The organism is Halomonas sp. MMSF_3323 (assembly GCF_030733595.1).
In the GTDB taxonomy this organism is placed as follows: Bacteria; Pseudomonadota; Gammaproteobacteria; order Pseudomonadales; family Halomonadaceae; genus Halomonas; species Halomonas litopenaei.
On the sequence record NZ_JASHIT010000003.1, the window covers coordinates 122502 to 141052 of the forward strand.

Below are 18551 nucleotides of genomic sequence, written 5' to 3' on the forward strand. Positions count from 1 at the left end.
CTGATTCTATAACCCGACGGAGGTACATCAAGATTTTTTTGACAGCGCTAACCATGCGGAATAAACGGTAAAGAAACTCTCATCAACGGTGATCTATATCATTGTTTTTACTTGTTTTATTAGATTATTAACCTCTCTAAATGCAGTATACCCACCACTCCAAAACCAAAAACAAGGCACCTTGAAGTCCAGCGTAACAACACTCCAACATGAGACTTTTATTATGCCAACATCGGATATATATTCAGATTTCCACTATTAAAAAATCAGAGATACAGCCCGCAGATAACTGGAGAATAAAATCCAAAGAATAACTAGGCAAAAGCCCCTGCAAAGTAGTTGCAAGGTAGAAAAAACCGCATAACATCTTTAGTCATTCGTCGTCCGCATTGACCCACGACATTCACCATCTACAGGCAAATAGCTCAGCAGCTTTTCAAGAAAAACGGCGCAATGTTCGCCAAACAAGAAAAATGACGTAACGTCCAGGGGGAGAGGGAAGATGTCTGCGGAACACAACGATCTGCGCAAGGTGCTGGCCTTCTGCCGGCGCAGCTTTGGCTATGTGGCCCTGTTCAGCCTGTTCATCAACCTGCTGATGCTGGTGCCGCCACTCTATATGCTGCAGGTGTATGACCGGGTGCTGACCACCCGCAGCCAGGAAACCCTGTGGATGCTGACGCTGGTGGTGGTGTTCCTGTTTCTGGTGATGGGTGGGCTCGAGCTGATGCGCTCACGCATCCTGGTCCGGGTCGGCAATCGCCTCGATGCGCTGATCAGTCCCCGGCTCTACAGCGCCATGTTCAAGCGCACCCTGTCGAGTCCCGGCAAGCCCTCCGCCCAACCGCTCAACGACCTGACCAGCCTGCGTCAGTTCCTCTCCGGCAACGGCCTGTTTGCCTTCTTCGATGCGCCCTGGGTACCGGTCTACATCGGGGTGCTGGCACTCTTTCATCCGTGGTTTGGGCTGTTTGCCCTGGGCGCCGGCGTGATCCTGGCCACCATCGCGGTCATCAACGAGCGTATGACCAAGCAACTGCTGACCGAGGCCAACGGTCGCCACGTGCAGTCTCAGGACCTGGCCAACAGCAACCTGCGCAACGCCGAGGTGCTGCACGCCATGGGCATGCTGCCCGGGATCCAGGGCCGCTGGGCGGCGCGCCATCGTGAATACCTGGTGCTGCAATCCCAGGCCAGCGATCGTTCGGGCCTGCTGACCAATACCTCCAAGGTGCTGCGGCTGATGTTCCAGTCGCTGATCCTGGGCATCGGTGCCTTTCTGGTGCTCAGGGGCGAGCTGACCCCTGGCATGATGATCGCCGGTTCGATCCTGATGGGCCGCGCCCTCGCCCCCATCGACCAGATGATCAACGGCTGGAAGGGCTTTTCCGGGGCACGCACGGCCAAGGGACGACTCGAGGCGTTGCTCGACGAGGTGCCCGCCGATCCGCCGACCATGCCGCTGCCCCGGCCCCGGGGTCAGCTCAGCCTGGAAGGTGTCAGCGCCGCGCCTCCCGGCGTGCGCCTGCCGACCCTGACCAACATCGACCTCAAGCTTGCCAAGGGCGAACACCTGGCCGTGGTCGGCCCCAGCGCCTCGGGCAAGTCGAGCCTTGCCCGGGTGGTGCTCGGGCTATGGCCGGCTCAGCTTGGCTGCGTGCGCCTGGATGGCGCCGACATCAACAAGTGGGATCGCACCGCGCTGGGCCCCTACCTCGGCTATCTGCCCCAGGACATCGAGCTGTTCGACGGCAGCGTGGCCGAGAACATTGCCCGCTTCCAGGAGGTCGACCCCGAGCAGGTCGTACGTGCCGCCCGCCGTGCCGGCGTGCATGAACTGGTGCTGAAGCTGCCCGAAGGCTATGACACCTATCTGGATCACGGCGGCACCGCGCTGTCCGCCGGTCAGCGCCAGCGTATCGGCCTGGCCCGAGCGCTCTACGGCGACCCCGCGCTGATCGTGCTGGATGAACCCGACGCCAATCTAGACGATGCCGGTGAGGCCGCCCTGGCCGAGTGCCTGCTCCAGCTGCGCCAGCAGGGCACCACCGCGCTGGTGATTACCCACCGCCAGCGCCTGCTGAGCAACGTCGATCGTATCCTGGTGCTCAAGGACGGCCAGATCGCCTCGCTGACGCCGCCCCGCCGCAACACGCCGGCGGCCGCCGTGGCCACCGCTGGACGGCGCTCGCCCGGCGTCACCACCCTGCACCCCAGCGCCCGGGGGCGCTCCCCCGTCAACCGCCGCAGCGGCGGTGAGGAGACCTCATCATGAACAGCCCCTCCCCTTCCCAGGACGACCTGCCGCTGCAGGACACTCGCTATCGGCGCATGGGCCTGATCATCCTGCTGGTCGCCTTCGGCGGCTTCGGCAGCTGGTCGGTGATGGCCAGCCTGGCGGTCTCGGTGGTGGCTCCAGGCTCGGTGTCGGTAGAGAGCTTCACCAAGACGGTGCAGCATCTCGAGGGTGGCATCGTCGAGCAGATCCACGTCGAGGATGGCAGCCAGGTCGAGGCCGGCGCACCGCTGATCACCCTGGATGACACCCAGGCGATGGCCCAGAGTCGTATCGTCGAGACCGAGTACCTGATCGCCCGCGCCAGCGAAGTACGCCTGCTGGCCGAACAGTCCGGCGCCGAAACGCTGGTCTTCCCCCAGGCCCTGATCGATTCGGACAACGCCCGGGTACAGGCGGTGCTGGAGGTTCAACGACGGCTGTTCGAGGTACGCCGCGACTCGCTGGAGGGCACCCTGGCGGCGCTCGACCAGCAGATCCTCCAGCTCGAGGAGCAGATCACCGGCCTCGAGGAGACCCAGGTCATCACCCAGCGACGAATCGACTCCCTCAACGGCGATGTCGCCAACCACCGCAAGCTGTTTCGTGATGGCTTGATCAGCAGCCAGCGCATGCGCGAGATGGAGCGCGAGAGCCTGGAGTACCAGAGCGACAACGCTCGTCACGTCTCCGAGGTGGCCAGGCTCAGGGCCCAGATCAGCGAGAACACCCTGAACAAGCAGATTCGCCTGCAGGAGTTCCAGCAGCAGGTCGGCGAGGCGCTGCGCCAGGTGCAGGCCGAGGTGGCGGACGCTGAAGAACGCCTGGTGGCGCTGAACGATACCTTGAAGCGCACCCAGATCACCGCCCCGGTAGCGGGCACCGTGGTCGGGCTCAAGGTGCATACCCTGGGCGCGGTGGTGCGCGGCGGCGACCCGCTGATGGACCTGGTGCCCATGGGCGACGGCTTTATCGTCGAGGCCAAGGTGGCCAACCACGACGTCGACCATCTGTACCTTGGCCAACCGGCGGAAATCCGCTTCAGCGCCTTCAACCAGCGGCTGTCCAACGTCATCGACGGTGAGGTCGTCCACGTCAGCGCCAACAGTTTCGAGGACGAGGCGACGCGCCAGCGCTACTACAAGGTACGCATCCAGGTAACCGAACTCGGCGAGAAGGACATGACCGAGAATATGCGGCTGATGGCCGGCATGCCGGCAGAGGTGATGATCCGCACCAGCGAAAGAAGCTTCGCCAGCTATGTGGCGAAACCGATCGTGGACATGCTGGCACGGGCGATGCGGGAAGAGTAAGAAGGGTGACCGCCTTTTCACGCGACACCCTTGCGCGCGTGAAAGGCGGAACACCAAGGATCACCGGCCCTCCGCGACACCCTTGCGCGCGTGAAAGGCGGAACACAGAGGATCACCGGCCCTCCGCGACACCCTTACGCACGTGAAAGGCGGAACACCAAGGATCACCGGCCCTCCGCGACACCCTTACGCGCGTGAAAGGCGGAACACCAAGGATCACCGGCCCTCCGCGACACCCTTGCGCGCGTGAAAGGTGGAACACCGAGGATCACCGACCTCGCATCAGGCGTTGAAGCGAATCGTCCCGATCCGCGACACCTCGTAGCCGCCAAGGCTTTCCGCCTGGTCCCGTAAACGCTCACCCCGGGCGAAGGCGAACAGCCGCTGCAGGGCATCGCTGAAATAGCTGCGTCGCCGCAACAGCAGGTCGAAAGACTCCTGGTGCAGGGGCAGGAAATGAAGCCCCTGGCGCCTTGCTGCGGCCTCCACACCAAGCCCCATGTCCGCCCTGCCCTGGGCAACGGCAAGCGCCAGGTCGTCCTCGCTTGTCGCCGGATGCTCCACCATATCCAGCCGCTCCATCTCGATGCCCTGCCGCTCCAGCAGCCAACCCAGCAAGCGGTGGGCGCCGGCGCCCTCGGGGCGCCGACCGATACGCAGCCCCGGCCTTGCCAGGTCACCCAGGCCTTTGAGGCCAAGCGGGTTGCCCTGCGCCAGCATCAGCCCCTGGGTACGTCTGGCCCAGTGCACCACCACCAGGTCACGCATGCCACCGAGGCCAAGCTCCGAGGGCACATTGTAGCGCCCCGCCCCGTCCAGCAGATGAGCACCCACCACCATGGCCTTGCCCGCCAGCAGCCGCTGGATGCCGTCGCCGCTGCCCAGGCAAAGGCTCGCCAGGCCACAGCCGCTCTCGCGCATCGCCCAGTCCAGCAGCGGGTCCTGACTGCCGGCCATCACCTCCAGCGGCTCGGTCGCGGAAGACTGATCCCCCTCCAGGTGGTTCATCAGCCACAGGTCGATGGCATGACGTGGAAACAGCAGTTTGCCGGTGGCACGGGTGCAGGGAATCTGCCCCTGGCGGACCAGATCGTAGACCTTGCGTGGCTTCAACCGCAGATAGTCGGCCACCTCTGCAGTGGTGAGGTAGCGAGGCAGGACGGGTTCGACCATCGGGTTACCTCCAAAAGGTGTAGAGGGTCACTTTGCAGGAAGTGGTCTATGGCTGCATATATTACGGCCATGGGGTGCGCGTCGCAGTAGATCATCACATCATGCCGGTAGACCGGAAAACGGCAAGCACCCGACGCCCCCAAATCGACCGAGACACGATGACCGACTCTGCCTTCCTTACTGCCCTTGAACTCGTCATCGGTCTGGACGCCGACCTGCTCTACATCGTCGGGCTATCGCTGAAGATCTCGCTGACCGCCGTCGCCATCGCTGCCCTGGTGGCCTTTCCATTGGGGGCGGCGCTGGCGCTGTTTCGCTTTCCAGGCCGTGCCCCTCTTATCGTCACCCTCAATGCCCTGATGGGCCTGCCGCCGGTGGTGGCGGGGCTCGCCGTCTATCTATTGCTGTCCCGGGCAGGGCCGCTGGGTTCACTAGGGCTGCTGTTTACCCCCACCGCCATGGTCGTGGCCCAGGTCATCCTGGTGCTGCCGATCCTGGCGGCCCTGACCCGTCAGAAGGTCGAGGAGCTCCACGGCGAGTACGCCGAACAGCTCGCCTCCATCGGGGTTTCTCGGCGGCGCCGTATTCCGACCTTGCTGTGGGACGCCAGGCTGTCGCTGATCACTGTGGTGCTGGCCGGCTTTGGCCGCGCCAGCGCCGAGGTCGGGGCGGTGATGATCGTCGGCGGCAACATCGACGGCGTCACCCGGGTGATGACGACGGCCATCGTGCTGGAGACCAGCAAGGGCAACCTGCCCCTGGCGCTGGGCCTGGGTATCGTGTTGCTGACACTGGTGGGGGTCATCAATGCACTGGCGCATCTGCTGGGCGAAGCGACGCGGAGGCAGCTCGGATGACCCATCTGACCCTTTCGGTGCCGGCCACGACGCCACGCCTGAACTTCGATCGCGTCAGTTATGCATCCCGTGGGCAGACGCTGCTGGGGCCGCTGTCGCTGAACCTGGAGGGCCATCGCCGCACCCTGATCATGGGGCCCAACGGCGCCGGCAAGAGCCTGCTGATGCGCCTGGCCCATGGTCTGCTGCAGCCGACGTCGGGGCGCCTGGTGTGGGAAGGCGCGGCGCCGCGCCAGGCCATGGTGTTCCAGCGCCCGGTGCTGCTCAGACGCTCGGCCCTGGCCAACCTCGAGTATGCCCTGGCGGTGCAGCGGGTGCCGCGGCGTCAGCGTCGCGAACGGGCCAGGGAGGCGCTGGCGCGGTTTGGTCTGGAGGCGCTCGCCCGGCGACCGGCCAGGGTACTGTCCGGCGGCGAACAGCAGCGCCTGGCGCTGGCCCGGGCCTGGCTGCTGTCGCCCGAGGTGCTGTTTCTCGATGAGCCCACCTCGGCCCTGGATCCCGCCGCCATTCGCGCCGTGGAGGCCGCCATCGGCGACTTTCACCGCCAGGGGGTACGCATCGTGATGACCAGCCATGACCTTCATCAGGCCCGCCGACTGGCCGACGAGGTGATCTTGCTGCACCACGGCAGGCTGGTCGAACAGAGCCCTGCAGCGACCTTCTTCGACGCCCCGGTCACCGCCGAGGGCCACGCCTTTGTCCACGGCGAGCTGCTCGATTGAGCGGCCTGCCCCATCCAGAAGTCCGATCAACCCACGCAAGGAAGGCCCCCATGACAAGATATCAAGCCTCCACTCCTGCCAGTGCTCTGCTCTCCGGCGCCCTGCTGGTCGCCGGTCTGGCGGTGTGCGCAACCAGTGCCCAGGCCGAGGATGAGCCCCCTTTTATCACCCTGGCCTCCACCACCTCGACCCAGAACTCGGGGCTGTTCGATGCCATCATCCCGAGCTTTACCGAGGACTCCGGCATCGACGTCCGTGTGGTCGCCGTGGGCACCGGACAGGCCTTCGAGATCGCCAGGCGCGGGGACGCCGACAGCCTGCTGGTGCACGACACCGCCGGCGAGGAAGCCTTCGTGGCGGACGGCTACGCCACCGAGCGCGCCGACGTCATGTACAACGACTTCGTGCTGATCGGCCCGGCCGAGGATCCCGCAGGCATCCGTGACGCCGACAGCGCAGCCGAGGCGCTCAACCAGATCGCCGACAACGCGTCGCCCTTCGCCTCCCGTGGCGACGACAGCGGCACCAACCGGGCGGAGCTGCGGCTGTGGGAGTCGGCGGGGGTCGAACCCGGCGGCGACTGGTACCGTGAACTGGGCAGCGGCATGGGGGCCACCCTCAACACCGCGGCGGGCATAGGTGCCTACGTGATGTCGGATCGTGCCACCTGGGTGGCCTTCGACAACCGTCAGGATCTCGAGCTGCTGTTCGAAGGGGACGAGGTGCTGTTCAACCAGTACGGCAGCCTCAAGCTGTCGCCCGAGCGCCATCCGGAGCTCAAGCACGACCTGGCCGACCAGTGGCACGACTGGCTGTTGTCCGAGGCGGGCCAGCAGGCCATCGGCGACTTCGAGGTCAAGGGACAGCAGCTGTTCTTTCCCAACGCCGACAGCGAGTAATCGCTGGCTTGCGCTGAAGCCGGCGGCCGCGCCCGAGGCAGCAACGTCAACTGACCAGGGTCGTAGCAGGGTCATATATCTCGGTCTAGGCTGATACGAGGATTGACGCGAGACGGGCGAAGGCACGCGATCGGCGTGCTTCGTTCGTCCCCATGACCGACAAGGACCCTCAATGCGAGCTCGCATCCTCTCTCTGTGCCACTGCCCGATCCCCCGCCAGGACCACCAGCACGGCGACAAGGTCGATGCCAAGATCATCAACCTGACGCCGGTGCTGGGCATGCGCGACCTCGGCTGTCGCCGAGTCACCCTGGCACCTGGCTGCCACGCCTGGCCTTTCCACTTCCATCACAACAATGACGAGATGTTCATCGTGCTCAAGGGCAAGGGCAGCGTGCGTCTGGGTGAGAAACGCTACCCCATCGTCGAGGGGGAGCTGATCGCGGCCCCCGCCGGCGACGCCGACTGCGCCCACCAGATCATCAACGACTCCGACGAACCCCTGACCTACCTGTGTATCAGCAGCATGAACGCACCGGACGTGATGGAGTATCCCGACTCAGGCAAGTTTGGTGTACTGGCCGGCAGCGCTCCGGGCGGCGACAAGGCCGAGCGCAGCTTCGAACACTACGGCATGCGCCAGGACGCGGTGGACTACTGGCAGGACGAAGGTTGATGGGACCGGCGTGCCTGGAGGCAGACGGCTCACCCTCGCCGTATCGCTCCATGCCTCGTGCCAGGCGCGCTTTCTCAGACGTTGCCGATCTCGTCCCTGAATCTGGCCTGGCATTGAACCACTGCCATTATCCTGATCTCGACCTGAACCGCACGGCCGCCCTGTTCACCCCATCGCCCTGACCCGAAGGCGTCGTCTGGCGCTTCTGGTGGCTACCCACTGCCGGGCGCCTGCCGCTCGACTACCCGCACCTATCTACCAACTTTGGTCGCAAGCATCACAAGCTGCACTTTACGTTAACGTAAACCTTGCCTAGTCTTCTTGTCATCCCGTGAACGCTCACCGCCTGCGGTGCCGTTTCACCTCGTCACCAACACCATCAATAAAGATGGTCCGGCCCCCTCCTGGCGCCGTATCGACCATCAAGGATGCCCCGGAGCCCATCATGTTCAGCCCCTACACGCCTCTCGATTTCGGCCTCGACGAAACCCTGGTCATGCTGCGCGACCAGGTCAATGCCTTCGCCCGCGACGAGATCGCCCCCCGCGCCGGCGAGATCGACGAGAAAAACGAATTCCCCGCCGACCTGTGGCAGAAGTTCGGCGACATGGGCCTGCTCGGCATCACCGTGTCCGACGAGGACGGCGGCACCGGCATGGGTTATCTGGCCCACTGCATCGCCATGGAAGAAATCTCCCGGGCCAGCGCCTCGGTGGGCCTGTCCTACGGCGCCCACTCCAACCTGTGCGTCAATCAGCTCAAGATCAACGCCTCCGCCGAACAGAAGGCCAAGTACCTGCCCAAGCTGATCTCCGGCGAGCACGTCGGGGCGCTGGCCATGTCGGAGCCGGGCGCCGGTTCCGACGTGGTGTCGATGAAGCTGCGCGCCCGCAAGGACGGCGACCGCTATATCCTCAACGGCAACAAGATGTGGATCACCAACGGCCCCGACGCCGACGTGCTGGTGGTCTACGCCAAGACCGATCCTGACGCCGGCTCCAAGGGCATGACGGCCTTTATTATCGAGAAGGGCTTTGCCGGCTTCTCCACCGCCCAGAAGCTCGACAAGCTCGGCATGCGCGGCTCCAACACCTGCGAACTGGTGTTCGAGGACTGCGAAGTCCCCGCCGAGAACGTGCTGGGCGAGGTCGGCAAGGGCGTGCGCGTGCTGATGAGCGGGCTGGACTACGAGCGCACCGTGCTGGCTGCTGGCCCCATCGGCATTATGCAGGCGGCGATGGACGTGGTGGTGCCCTACATCCACGAGCGCAAGCAGTTCAACCAGTCCATCGGCGAGTTCCAGCTGGTCCAGGGCAAGGTTGCCGACATGTACACCACCCTGAACGCCTGCCGCGCCTACCTTTATACCGTCGCCGCCGCCTGCGACCGCGGCCAGACCTCGCGCAAGGACGCCGCCGGGGTGATCCTCTACTGCGCCGAGAAGGCCACCCAGGTGGCGCTGGACGCCATCCAGCTGCTCGGCGGCAACGGCTACATCAACGAGTACCCGACCGGGCGCCTGCTGCGTGACGCCAAGCTCTACGAGATCGGTGCCGGCACCAGCGAGATCCGGCGCATGCTGATCGGGCGTGAGCTGTTCAACGAATCCAAGTAAGGGGAGCCGGTCATGGCGATTCTGGACACCAAGATCAACCCGCGCTCCGAGGACTTCCAGGCCCGGGACGCGGCCATGCGCGCCGAGGTCGGCAAACTGGCCGAACTGACCGCTGCCATCCGCCGTGGCGGTGGCGACAAGGCCCGTAGCCGGCACGAATCCCGCGGCAAGCTGTTCGTGCGCGACCGCATCGACCACCTGCTCGACGAGGGCTCGCCCTTCCTCGAATTGTCGGCGCTGGCCGCCCATGAGGTGTATGACACCGAAGTGCCGGCGGCCGGCATCGTCACCGGCATCGGCCGCGTTTCGGGCGTCGAGTGCGTGATCGTCGCCAACGACGCTACCGTCAAGGGCGGCACCTATTTTCCGCTGACGGTGAAGAAGCACCTGCGCGCCCAGGAAGTCGCGCGCAAGCATCGCCTGCCCTGCGTCTACCTGGTCGACTCCGGCGGTGCCTTTCTGCCGCGCCAGGACGAGGTATTCCCCGACCGCGACCACTTCGGCCGGATCTTCTACAACCAGGCCACCCTGTCGGCGGAGGGGATTCCCCAGATCGCCGTGGTGATGGGCTCCTGCACCGCCGGTGGCGCCTATGTGCCGGCCATGGCCGATGAATCGATCATCGTGCGCGAGCAGGGCACGATCTTTCTCGGCGGCCCGCCGCTGGTCAAGGCCGCGACCGGCGAGACCATCAGCGCCGAGGACCTGGGCGGCGCCGACGTCCATACCCGGATCAGCGGGGTCGCCGACCACTACGCCGACAACGACGCCCACGCCCTGCAGATCGCCAGGCGCTGCGTGGCCCGCCTGAACTGGCAGAAGCGCGGCGAGCTGGCGATGGCCGCTCCGCGCCCGCCCAGCCTCGACCCCGAGGAGCTCTACGGTATCGTCGGTACCGACCTCAAGAAGCCCTTCGAGGTGCGCGAGGTCATCGCGCGGATCGTCGACGGCTCCGACTTCGACGAGTTCAAGCGCTACTACGGCGATACCCTGGTCACCGGCTTCGCCCATATCCACGGTCATCCGGTGGGTATCGTCGCCAACAACGGGGTGCTGTTCTCGGAGAGCGCGGTCAAGGGCGCCCACTTCATCGAGCTGTGTGCCCAGCGCAAGATTCCGCTGGTGTTCCTGCAGAACATCACCGGCTTCATGGTCGGCTCGAAGTACGAGCACGAGGGCATCGCCAAGCATGGCGCCAAGCTGGTGACCGCGGTGTCCTGCGCCAAGGTGCCCAAGTTCACGGTGCTGATCGGCGGCAGCTTCGGTGCCGGCAACTACGGCATGTGCGGCCGCGCCTTCGAGCCCAACCTTTTGTTCATGTGGCCCAACGCCCGCATCTCGGTGATGGGCGGCGAGCAGGCCGCCGGCGTGCTGTCCCAGGTCAAGCGCGAGCAGATCGAACGCGCCGGCGAGTCCTGGTCCGCCGAGGACGAAGAGGCCTTCAAGAAGCCGACCCGCGAACAGTACGAACACCAGGGCCATCCCTACTACGCCAGCGCCCGACTGTGGGACGACGGCGTGATCGACCCGGCCCAGACCCGCGATGTACTGGGCCTGTCGCTGGCCGCCGCGATGAATGCCGAGATCGAACAGACGCGCTTCGGCGTCTTCCGCATGTAATGCCCTCAAGGATGGATCCCATGTCAGACATGTCCCAACTACGGATCGACGCCCGGGGGGTTGCCTGGTTGACCCTGACCCGCCCCGAGGTGCACAACGCCTTCGACGACGCCCTGATCGGCGAGCTCAACGCCCACCTGGATCAGGTACGCCAGGCCGCCGACAGCGGCGAGGTACGAGTGCTGGTGCTGGGTTCAGAGGGCAAAAGCTTCTCCGCCGGCGCCGACCTCAACTGGATGAAGCGCATGGTCGACTACAGCGTCGACGACAACCTGGCCGACTCGCGTGAGCTGTCTCGCCTGATGCACGGCCTCGACAGCCTGCCCTGCGTGACGGTGTGCCGGGCCCAGGGTGCGGCCTTCGGTGGCGCGGTAGGCCTGGCCGCCTGCTGCGACATCGTGATCGCCTCCGACAGGGCCAAGTTCTGCCTGTCCGAGGTGCGCATCGGGCTGTCGCCGGCGGTCATCAGCCCCTACGTGCAGCGCGCCATCGGCAGCCGTCAGATTCGCCGCTACGCGCTCAGCGCCGAAGTGATGGATGCCGCCACCGCCCAGCGACTGGACCTGGTCCACCGGGTGGTCGCCGCCGACGAACTCGACGCCGCCATCGACGCGATGCTCCACACCCTGCTGGCCACCTCGCCCCAGGCCAGCCGGGCCACCAAGGGCCTGCTGGCGGAAGTCGCCAGAGACACCGACAGTGACGCCACCCGCGAGCGCACCTGTCAGGTCATCAGTGAACTGCGCACCAGCGCCGAAGGCCAGGAGGGACTGGCGAGTTTCCTCGAGAAGCGCCGTCCGGCCTGGGCCGACACCGCCTCTTCCACCAGCCCCCCTTCATCCGCCAGCCCCCCCTCATCCACCAGCAAAAAAGGGAGCGCCTCATGAGCTCGAATCCGTCAGACCGCCAGCCGCGCTTCGACACTCTGCTGGTGGCCAATCGTGGCGAGATCGCCTGTCGTGTCATGGCCACCGCCCGGGCCATGGGCCTGAAGACGGTGGCGGTGTACTCCGACGCCGATGAAGGCGCGCGCCACGTGCGCGAAGCCGACGAGGCGATCCGCATCGGTCCGGCGCCGGCCCGGGAAAGCTATCTCGATGTCGACAAGGTCATCGCGGCGGCCCGCCGCAGCGGCGCCGGCGCCATCCATCCCGGCTACGGTTTCCTGTCGGAAAACGAGGCCTTCGTCAGCGCCTGCGAAGACGCCGGTATCGTCTTCGTCGGCCCGCCCGCCTCCAGCATCAAGGCCATGGGCGACAAGTCCGCCGCCAAGGCCCGCATGATGGACGCCGGGGTGCCACTGGTGCCGGGCTACCACGGCGATGATCAGGACGACGACCTGCTCAAGCGCGAGGCCGACGCCATCGGCTATCCGGTGCTGCTCAAGGCCAGCGCCGGTGGCGGCGGCAAGGGCATGCGCGTGGTCGAGAACGCCGACGAATTCCAGGCGGCCCTGGACGGCTGCCGACGGGAGTCCCGCGCGGCCTTCAACGACGACCGCATGTTGATCGAGAAGTACCTGACCCAGCCTCGCCACGTCGAGGTCCAGGTGTTCTGCGACAGCCACGGCGGCGGCGTCTACCTGTTCGAGCGCGACTGCAGCGTGCAGCGTCGTCACCAGAAGGTGCTAGAGGAAGCCCCTGCACCGGGCATGACCCTGCAACTGCGCCAGGCCATGGGCGAGGCGGCGGTGCGCGCGGCCCAGGAGATCGGTTACGTCGGCGCCGGCACGGTGGAGTTTCTGCTCGACGCCTCACCGGGGCAGGACGGCTCCTTCTATTTCATGGAGATGAACACCCGCCTACAGGTGGAACACCCTGTCACCGAGATGATCACCGGGCAGGACCTGGTCGAGTGGCAGCTGCGCGTGGCCATGGGCGAGCGCCTGCCGCTGAGCCAGGATGAGCTGACCATCGACGGCCACAGCTTCGAGGCGCGGCTTTACGCCGAGGACGCCGACCAGGACTTCCTGCCCGCCACCGGCCTGCTCAGCCACTTTTCGCTGGACCTCGAGGGCGCCTCGCTGGACCCGGCCAGGGTGCGCCTGGACAGCGGGGTCGAAAGCGGTGACATGGTGTCGATGCACTACGACCCAATGCTGGCCAAGCTGATCACCCACGGCCCCGACCGCGCCTCGGCGCTGGCGGCCCTGAACCGCGCCCTGGCGGCGCTGGACGTGCGTGGTGTGGTCACCAACCGCGGCTTCCTGCAGCGCCTGGCCACCCACCCGGACTTCCAGGCGGCCAACCTCGATACCCGCTTTATCGAACGCCACGAGGACAGCCTGTTCGCCTCCCGCGGCCTCGACCAGGACAGCCTGGCCAGCGCCGCCCTGGTGGCGCTGCATCAACTGTCTCGGGAGTGCGAGAGCGACTCGCCCTGGGACCGCCACGACGGCTTTCGCCTGAACGGCCCGCGCCAGATTCGTATCGCCCTGTGCGACCCGCGCGAGGCGCTGGACGCCGAGCCTGCGAGCCTGGCGCTGGTCGAGGGACGTCATGGGGCCAGTGACGACGCCTGGCAGCTCAGTATCAGCGGGGCCAATCGCGACGAGGTCCAGCAGGTATCGGCGAGCCTCACCGATCTGCCCGGCGACGCCGTGGCGATCACCCTGGACGGCCACCGCCGCCGCCTGCAGGCGCGCCTGGTGGGCGAAGGCAAGGAGCGCAACGAGATCGTGCTGTCGAGCCCCGAGGGCGAGGTCCGCCTCTACTGGCGGCGTATCGACGCCATCGACCACGGCCAGCACGAGGTCGAGTCGACCCTGACCGCGCCCATGCACGGTACCGTGGTGGCGCTGCTGGTGGAGCCCGGTGCTGCCGTTGCCAAGGGTGACGCCCTGATGGTGATGGAAGCGATGAAGATGGAGCACACCCTCACCGCCCCGGCCGACGGCGCCGTGGCCAGCTTCCACTTCGCCGCCGGCGACACCGTCGGCCAGGGCGACGTGCTGCTGGAGTTCGACGCCGGCGCGTCGTCAACAGAGGCGCAGTCAGAGACACAGCCCGAAACCGAGCAAAAGGAGTCCCGCTGATGCCCCTTCCCGCCAGCGTTCGCATCGTCGAAGTCGGGCCTCGCGACGGCCTGCAGAACGAGCCGGACCCGATCACCACGGCGACCAAGCTCGAACTGGTCGAACGCCTGGCCAAGGCCGGCCACCGCCATATCGAGGCGGCCAGCTTCGTGTCGCCCAAATGGGTGCCACAGATGGCCGACCACCGCGAGGTGATGACCGCCCTGATGCGAGAGGGCAAAGGCCAGCCAGGGGTGCGCTATTCGGCGCTGACCCCCAACCTCAAGGGACTGGAGGCGGCCATCGAGTGCGGCGTCGATGAGGTGGCGGTGTTCGGCGCGGCCTCGGAGTCGTTCTCGCAAAAGAACATCAACTGCTCCATCGCCGAGTCGCTCGAGCGCTTCGCCCCGGTGGTGGAACGCGCCCGCGATCAGGGAATCCAGGTGCGCGGCTATGTGTCCTGCGTGCTCGGCTGCCCCTACGAAGGCGACATCGCCCCCGAGCAGGTGGCGGCGGTCGCCCGGGCGCTGGACGAGATGGGCTGCTACGAGGTGTCACTGGGCGACACCATCGGCACCGGTACCCCGCTCAAGGCCCGGCGCATGCTCGAGGCGGTGGCCCGTGACGTTCCGGTCGAGCGTCTGGCCGCCCACTTCCACGACACCTATGGCCAGGCGCTGGCCAATCTGGCCGCGGTGCTCGAAGACGGCGTCCAGGTGATCGACAGCTCGGTGGCGGGCCTCGGCGGCTGCCCCTACGCCAAGGGCGCCAGCGGCAATGTCGCCACCGAGGACGTGGTCTACCTGCTTGAAGGCCTGGGCATCGAAACCACGGTGGACCTCGAGCGCATCGCCGCCGTGGGCGACTGGATCACCCGCGCCATCGGGCGTCCCAATCGCTCCAAGGCCGGTGTGGCGGTGGTTGCCAAGGGCTGACCAATGCCGAGGGGGGAAGGAGGGAAGCAAGAAACAGGGCCTGAGCGATTCTTCCCTCCCTTCCCTCTCCCTTCCCTCTCTCTTTCCTCTCCCTTCCCTCTCCCTTCCCTCTTCCTTCTCTCTTTGCTCTCCCTTCCGCTTCCTTTCCATCCCGCGACATACATCGCATCGTGCTATTCTCAGTGTCAGTCCATGAGAGGAACAGGACATGAGCGCACAGGGCCAACGCATTCTCGAGCAGATTCAGCAGCAGCTGCAGCAATCTACCGAGGCGGCAGAGACGGCAGGCTGGGATGACGTGGATATCACTGCCTCGGGTACCGTGGTGGTGCGCAGGTACGCCAGCAAGGACGCCGCCGAGCGCGAGCGCCAACGCATCGACCAGAGCTTCCCCCTGGCTTCCCACGACAGCCAGTAGCAGCGTAGCCGCCCACCATGATCGGGCTGCTCATCTTTCCCGTGCTGGTGTGTGGCTATATCTACCTCACCGAAAGCCCTGCCGAACGCATCCGTATCAGCCTCTACCATGGCTGGTCGCTCTACATTCGTGCCGCGCAGTTCGGCATTCTTATTGTCGCGGTGGTCGCCTTGCTGTTCGCCAGCTGATGGCAACCGGACTTTATCTGCAACGCCTCCTCCTCCCGCCACCATGGCATCGCTTCCGATTGCTTCATTCGTCACGAACAGAACAAGCAGGGCGAACACTTCCCCGCCCTCGGTAGTGCGAAGGCTCCTTCAATGCCTGCGTGGCGCGGCCCCCTGAGTCTCCGGGCAACTGTGCCGATCGGGTCGCAAGCGTTTACAGGGTTGGTTGTGAATGCAGCGGGCGCCGCCTAGCGTTATGCCTTGTAGGAAAAGTGCCTGCGCTCGCCGACGTTACCTCGCCAGCCTGGCAAGCAAAGCACTGACTGCACCGATTGGACCACAGGGAAGCCCCTCATGACCCCCGTTCTCGTCTTCTGCCTGATCGCGGCGCTCGGTATCGGCGCCCAGTGGCTGGCCTGGCGCTGGAAGGTGCCGGCCATCGTTCTGCTGCTGCTGAGCGGCGTACTCATCGGCCCGGTAACCGGTGTGCTCGACCCACGCTCGGTATTCGGCGAGTTGCTCGAACCGCTGATCGCGGTCGCCGTGGCGATGATCCTGTTCGAGGGTGGCCTGACGCTGAACCTGACACGGCTGAAGGGCGCGGAGCTTGCGGTGAAGCGCCTGGTGTTCTTCGGCGGCCCGCTGGTCTGGCTGCTGGCGACCCTGTCGGGTCACTACATCGGTGGACTGACCTGGGCATCGGCCTCGGTTCTTGGCGGCATCCTGATCGTCACCGGCCCCACCGTCATCATTCCCCTGCTGCGCCAGGCCAGCCTCAAGCGGCGTCCGGGGGAAATCCTGCGCTGGGAGGCGATCCTCAATGACCCGGTGGGCGCCCTGGCGGCGGTGCTGGCCTTCGAACTCGCCATCGTTCTCAACTCCTCTCACTCGCTGTCGATGACCCTCGGCCATATGGCGCTGGGCATCGCGGTGGCGAGCGCGGTGGGACTGGCCACCGCCTGGGGCCTGATCCGCGCGATCAAGGGCGGCCATATCCCCGAGTTTCTCAAGGTGCCGGTGATCATCTTCTTCGTCATGGCCACCTACGCCCTGCCCAATGCGCTGCTGCATGAAAGCGGCCTGCTGGCGGTCACCGTGATGGGCGTGGTGATCGGCAATTCGTCGCTGTCGTCGCTGGACGAGATCCGCCGCTTCAAGGAGAACATCACCGTACTGCTGGTCTCCGGGGTATTCATCCTGCTGGCCGCTCAGGTGGACCTGGGCACCCTGGCCACCCTGACGACCCGCGAGATCCTGTTCGTCGCGGTGGTACTGCTGCTGGTCCGCCCGCTGGCAGTCTTCATATCGTTGATCAAGGTCGACCTGCCCTTCGGCGAGAAGCTGATGGTCGGCTGGATCGGTCCACGCGGAGTGGTCGCGGTGGCCATCGCCGGTCTGTTCGGCGCGCGCCTGGTCGACATCGGCATCGAGGACGCCGCCCTGCTGTCGCCATTGGCCTTTGCCATCGTCGCCGTCACGGTGCTGCTTCACGGCTTCTCGCTGCAACCCCTGGCCCGTCGCTTCAATCTTCAGTCCACCGATACCAAGGGGCTGTTGATCATCGGCGCCAACCCCTTCACGGTCGCCCTTGCCGAGGCCATCCAGTCCACCGGGCGCCCGGTGCTGATCGCCGATCGCAACTACAACCATCTGCGCCAGGTCAGAGGCCGCGACATTCCCACCTACTACGGCGAGGTACTCACCGAGGAGGCCGAACTGACGCTGGAGTTCAGCCGCTTCGACAGCATGGTGGCGCTGACCGACAACGACGACTACAACGCCCTGCTGTGCATGCACTATGCCCCCGAATTCGGCCACCATCAGGTGTACCGCTTCGCCCCGGGGGGCGGTGCCGGTGGCGATCATCTCGAGCAGACCCTGGGCGGGCGCTTCTTCGCCAAGGAACTCGACTTCGAACAGGCCACCAACTACATCCGCGAGGGCTGGTGCGTCCGTCTGACGCGCCTCAGCGAGAGCTATTCGTTCGAGGACTATCGACGCGACAACCCCGACGCCCGGGTGATCTCGACCTACAGCGAGGATGGCGAAGTACGCGTCATGCACAAGGATGAAAGCTTCGATGCCGGTGACGGCGAGACCCTGCTCGCCCTGGTGCCCGACGACACCCATCAGGACAAGGCAGAGCGCCACGCCAGACGCCAGGAGCAACAACCAGCGGCTGGGGCTGGGGCTGGGGCAGAATCAGGCGCGACGAGTGTCAGCGTTGACGACGGAGCCCATGACGATGACGACGGCGACTCCCGCGACAACACGACTCCCGGACGCGAACCGCCTGAACAGGGCTGATCCGGCGAGGTATCGTGGCGGGTGCGGAACTTGTGTAGCCTGGGAAGGCCTAACGCCAGGCGAGCCTTTTCCACGGCTCCCTTCATATGACAAGGAGATGTTTCATGAACGCCAGCTGGATCCCTGTTGCCGCCTTCACTGCACTGTTCACCGCCCTGGCCGGCTGTGCCGGCGGCAGTGGCCATGATGACAGTGCCGACGCCGCAGCCTCGCCCTCCGCCGACTACATCTGCCAGGATGGCAGCCAGTTCACCATCGTCTTCGACAGTCAGGACAGCGCCGAGGTACAGATGCACGGCGACAGCTTCCCGCTCGAACGCCAGCCCGCCGCCTCGGGCATGCACTACGCCTCGGAAAACGGCCAGCACGTCTTCCGTGGCAAGGGCAACGAGGCCACCTGGACCATCGGCCGGCGCATGCCGGTGCAGTGCGAAGTCAGGAGCTGACGCCCGCGCTATTCCCGGACGCTCTCCGCAGTCAACCGACAAACGCATTTCCGCCGCCGGCTTTCCGCAAGGAAAGTCGGCGGCATTCGCCAGACATTTCTCCAGCGGCACAACG

At 65.6% G+C, this 18551-nt stretch carries 16 protein-coding genes; 15 read left to right on the plus strand and 1 reads right to left on the minus strand.

Translation table 11 applies throughout. From position 1 onward, the window contains the following. The first annotated feature begins 502 nt into the window (after window positions 1–502). On the plus strand, window positions 503–2275 hold the full coding sequence (locus tag RBB39_RS02370) for a type I secretion system permease/ATPase (RefSeq protein WP_108447747.1): 1773 nt from the start codon (window positions 503–505) through the stop codon (window positions 2273–2275). Continuing rightward, window positions 2272–3588, plus strand: coding sequence for an HlyD family type I secretion periplasmic adaptor subunit (locus tag RBB39_RS02375; RefSeq protein WP_108132754.1), 1317 nt, complete (start codon window positions 2272–2274; stop codon window positions 3586–3588). Before RBB39_RS02370 ends, RBB39_RS02375 begins: the two co-directional genes overlap by 4 nt. A 282-nt stretch (window positions 3589–3870) precedes the next feature. On the opposite strand, the gene RBB39_RS02380 is transcribed toward RBB39_RS02375, so the two are convergent. Beyond that, a complete protein-coding gene (locus RBB39_RS02380) occupies window positions 3871–4761 on the minus strand; it encodes a helix-turn-helix transcriptional regulator (protein ID WP_045994992.1) in 891 nt (296 codons plus the stop codon). A gap of 158 nt (window positions 4762–4919) precedes the next feature. On the opposite strand from RBB39_RS02380, the gene RBB39_RS02385 reads away from it, so the two are divergent. The 13 genes from RBB39_RS02385 to RBB39_RS02445 all read left to right on the plus strand — a co-directional run bounded on the left by RBB39_RS02385 (window position 4920) and on the right by RBB39_RS02445 (window position 18436). Further along, the gene (locus RBB39_RS02385) at window positions 4920–5618 is read left to right on the plus strand and encodes an ABC transporter permease (protein WP_045994993.1); all 699 of its coding nucleotides are present in this window, start codon (window positions 4920–4922) and stop codon (window positions 5616–5618) included. After that, on the plus strand, window positions 5615–6340 hold the full coding sequence (locus RBB39_RS02390; RefSeq protein WP_045994994.1) for an ATP-binding cassette domain-containing protein: 726 nt from the start codon (window positions 5615–5617) through the stop codon (window positions 6338–6340). Before RBB39_RS02385 ends, RBB39_RS02390 begins: the two co-directional genes overlap by 4 nt. A 50-nt stretch (window positions 6341–6390) precedes the next feature. After that, window positions 6391–7239, plus strand: a complete 849-nt coding sequence (locus tag RBB39_RS02395; RefSeq protein ID WP_306168741.1) for a substrate-binding domain-containing protein — start codon at window positions 6391–6393, stop codon at window positions 7237–7239. A gap of 172 nt (window positions 7240–7411) precedes the next feature. Then, complete coding sequence (locus RBB39_RS02400; RefSeq protein WP_045994996.1) at window positions 7412–7915, plus strand: cupin domain-containing protein; 504 nt, start codon at window positions 7412–7414, stop codon at window positions 7913–7915. A 445-nt stretch (window positions 7916–8360) separates the two neighbouring features. After that, window positions 8361–9530, plus strand: coding sequence for an isovaleryl-CoA dehydrogenase (locus RBB39_RS02405; RefSeq protein ID WP_045994997.1), 1170 nt, complete (start codon window positions 8361–8363; stop codon window positions 9528–9530). A 12-nt stretch (window positions 9531–9542) separates the two neighbouring features. Beyond that, window positions 9543–11150, plus strand: coding sequence for a carboxyl transferase domain-containing protein (locus tag RBB39_RS02410; RefSeq protein ID WP_045994998.1), 1608 nt, complete (start codon window positions 9543–9545; stop codon window positions 11148–11150). Window positions 11151–11179: 29 nt separating this feature from the next. After that, on the plus strand, window positions 11180–12037 hold the full coding sequence (locus RBB39_RS02415) for an enoyl-CoA hydratase-related protein (RefSeq protein WP_045995004.1): 858 nt from the start codon (window positions 11180–11182) through the stop codon (window positions 12035–12037). Continuing rightward, the gene (locus RBB39_RS02420) at window positions 12034–14184 is read left to right on the plus strand and encodes an acetyl/propionyl/methylcrotonyl-CoA carboxylase subunit alpha (protein ID WP_045994999.1); all 2151 of its coding nucleotides are present in this window, start codon (window positions 12034–12036) and stop codon (window positions 14182–14184) included. The genes RBB39_RS02415 and RBB39_RS02420 overlap by 4 nt, the downstream gene beginning before the upstream one ends. Then, window positions 14184–15098: a hydroxymethylglutaryl-CoA lyase gene (locus RBB39_RS02425; protein WP_045995000.1), complete on the plus strand. Its 915-nt coding sequence runs from the start codon at window positions 14184–14186 to the stop codon at window positions 15096–15098. Before RBB39_RS02420 ends, RBB39_RS02425 begins: the two co-directional genes overlap by 1 nt. A 208-nt stretch (window positions 15099–15306) precedes the next feature. Then, window positions 15307–15516, plus strand: coding sequence for a hypothetical protein (locus tag RBB39_RS02430; protein WP_045995001.1), 210 nt, complete (start codon window positions 15307–15309; stop codon window positions 15514–15516). A 17-nt stretch (window positions 15517–15533) separates the two neighbouring features. Then, complete coding sequence (locus tag RBB39_RS02435) at window positions 15534–15704, plus strand: hypothetical protein (RefSeq protein ID WP_157033145.1); 171 nt, start codon at window positions 15534–15536, stop codon at window positions 15702–15704. 333 nt (window positions 15705–16037) lie between these two features. Beyond that, the gene (locus RBB39_RS02440; protein ID WP_071211160.1) at window positions 16038–17990 is read left to right on the plus strand and encodes a sodium:proton antiporter; all 1953 of its coding nucleotides are present in this window, start codon (window positions 16038–16040) and stop codon (window positions 17988–17990) included. A 104-nt stretch (window positions 17991–18094) separates the two neighbouring features. Then, window positions 18095–18436, plus strand: coding sequence for an MliC family protein (locus RBB39_RS02445; protein WP_045995002.1), 342 nt, complete (start codon window positions 18095–18097; stop codon window positions 18434–18436). Window positions 18437–18551 lie beyond the last annotated feature (115 nt).